3 protein-coding genes are annotated in these 1,838 nt (G+C 70.8%); 2 read left to right on the top strand and 1 reads right to left on the bottom strand.

Annotated features, from left to right (window positions below):
• Nucleotides 1–240 (top strand): hypothetical protein (locus tag VGJ24_RS06075; RefSeq protein WP_331499613.1); only part of this gene is annotated, 240 nt, incomplete at its 5' end.
• Nucleotides 241–401: 161 nt separating this feature from the next.
• Nucleotides 402–1,511, top strand: coding sequence for a Glu/Leu/Phe/Val family dehydrogenase (locus VGJ24_RS06070; protein ID WP_331499612.1), 1,110 nt, complete (start codon nt 402–404; stop codon nt 1,509–1,511).
• 32 nt (nt 1,512–1,543) lie between these two features.
• On the opposite strand, the gene VGJ24_RS06065 is transcribed toward VGJ24_RS06070, so the two are convergent.
• A complete protein-coding gene (locus VGJ24_RS06065) occupies nt 1,544–1,732 on the bottom strand; it encodes a DUF3073 domain-containing protein (RefSeq protein WP_331499611.1) in 189 nt (62 codons plus the stop codon).
• Nucleotides 1,733–1,838 lie beyond the last annotated feature (106 nt).

Genomic DNA, 1,838 nt, shown 5'->3' with positions numbered 1-1,838 from the left:
CGTGGGCTCGCGCCCGAGCGCGAGGACCGCTGGCCCGACGTCCAGTCGTTCGTCGAGGCACTGCAGGAGACGTCGCCGGGGCGTGCGCGGACACTGCTGGTCCCCTCCGGCGACTTCCCCCGGGTCGTCCCGCCGGGGCCCGAGCCGTCCGGGTCGCGGATGCTGTTCGCGCTGGTGTGCCTGGGCATCTTCGTGGCCTGCTTCGGCGCTGCGCTGGCGATCACCCTGCTGCTGCGCTGACGCCCACCCGATTCCCAGCCGGGTCGCTCGCCGCACTATCGTGCGAGGAGGGTCACACCACCCCTCGTGGCCCGACTCCGTCACACACCCGCGCCATCCACCCGCGTGGCGCGACCGAAAGAGGCCACCTCATGTCTCCCGACCCCTCCGTTGCAGGATCGATGCCCACGCAGCCCGTCTCCAGTGCTCCCGTCGACGGTGTCGACGTGTTCGACCTCGGGTCCGAGCACGAGCAGGTCGTCTTCTGCAACGACTCCGCCACCGGGCTCAAGGCGATCGTCGCGATCCACTCGACGGCCCTCGGCCCGAGCCTGGGCGGCACCCGCTTCTACCCGTACGCGTCGACCGCGGACGCGGTCCGCGACGTCCTGAACCTCTCGCGCGGGATGTCCTACAAGAACGCGCTGGCGGGGCTGGACCTCGGTGGCGGCAAGGCCGTCATCATCGGCGACCCGGCCAAGGACAAGACCGAGGCGCTGCTGCGTGCCTACGGGCGCTTCGTGCAGTCGCTGAACGGGCGTTACCTCACCGCATGCGACGTCGGCACCTTCTCCGTCGACATGGACGTCGTGGCGCGGGAGTGCGACTTCGTGACCGGCCGCACCGTTGCCCACGGTGGCGCCGGCGACTCGTCGGTGCTCACGGCGTACGGCACCTTCCAGGGGATGCGCGCGAGCGCCGAGGCCGTCTGGGGCAAGCCGACCCTGTCCGGTCGGACGGTCGGCATCGCGGGTGTCGGCAAGGTCGGGCACCACCTGGTCAAGCACCTGGTGGATGACGGCGCGCGAGTCGTGGTCACCGACGTGAACCCGGCGGCCGTCGAGGCAATGGTCGCGCAGTACGGCGCCACCGCGGTGGCCGACTCCGACGAGCTGGTGCGGGCGGACATCGACCTGTATGCACCGTGCGCCCTGGGTGGAGCGCTGACCGACGAGGTGGTCGACGTGCTGAGCGCCGCGATCGTCTGCGGCGCCGCCAACAACCAGCTCGAGCACCCGGGCATCGAGAAGGCGCTCGCCGACCGAGGCATCCTCTACGCGCCCGACTTCTGCGTGAACTCCGGTGGCGTGATCCAGGTCGCCGACGAGCTCGAGGGGTTCAGCTTCGAGCGCGCCGAGCAGCGCGCGAGTGGGATCTTCGAGACCACCCAGGCCGTGTTCGCGCTGGCCAAGTCCGACTCGGTGACCCCGGCCGAGGCCGCCGACCGGCTCGCCGAGCGCCGGATGCGCGGCGTCGGCCGCCTCCGCGGGCTCTACCTACCCACTCGTTGAGCAGGCGCCCTCAGACGACCGACCGGGGTCGGTCAGTCGCGGGCCTGCTCGGCGTAGTCTGACCACTCGTCGGCGGGATCGTCCACCGACTCGTCGGTAGCGTCGCTGTCGGTCTCGCCGTGCAGCTCTCGGGCCAGGGCCCCGAAGTCCGCCTCATGAGTGCGGTACTTCAAGTCCCGGGCGACCTTCGTCTGCTTGGCTTTAGCTCGGCCGCGCCCCATAGGGTCGACCCCCTCGCACTCTGGGCCGGGCCAGGGGAAAGACACCGTGGCACCGGTCTGATCGGTCATGTCGTCGTGGGGGCAACGCTACCCAATGGGTGGCTGT

It is taken from the genome of Nocardioides sp., from assembly GCF_036493135.1.
Lineage (GTDB): Bacteria > Actinomycetota > Actinomycetes > Propionibacteriales > Nocardioidaceae > Nocardioides.
Note: the sequence above shows the minus strand (reverse complement) of the source record. Positions and strands in the feature narration are given on the sequence as shown.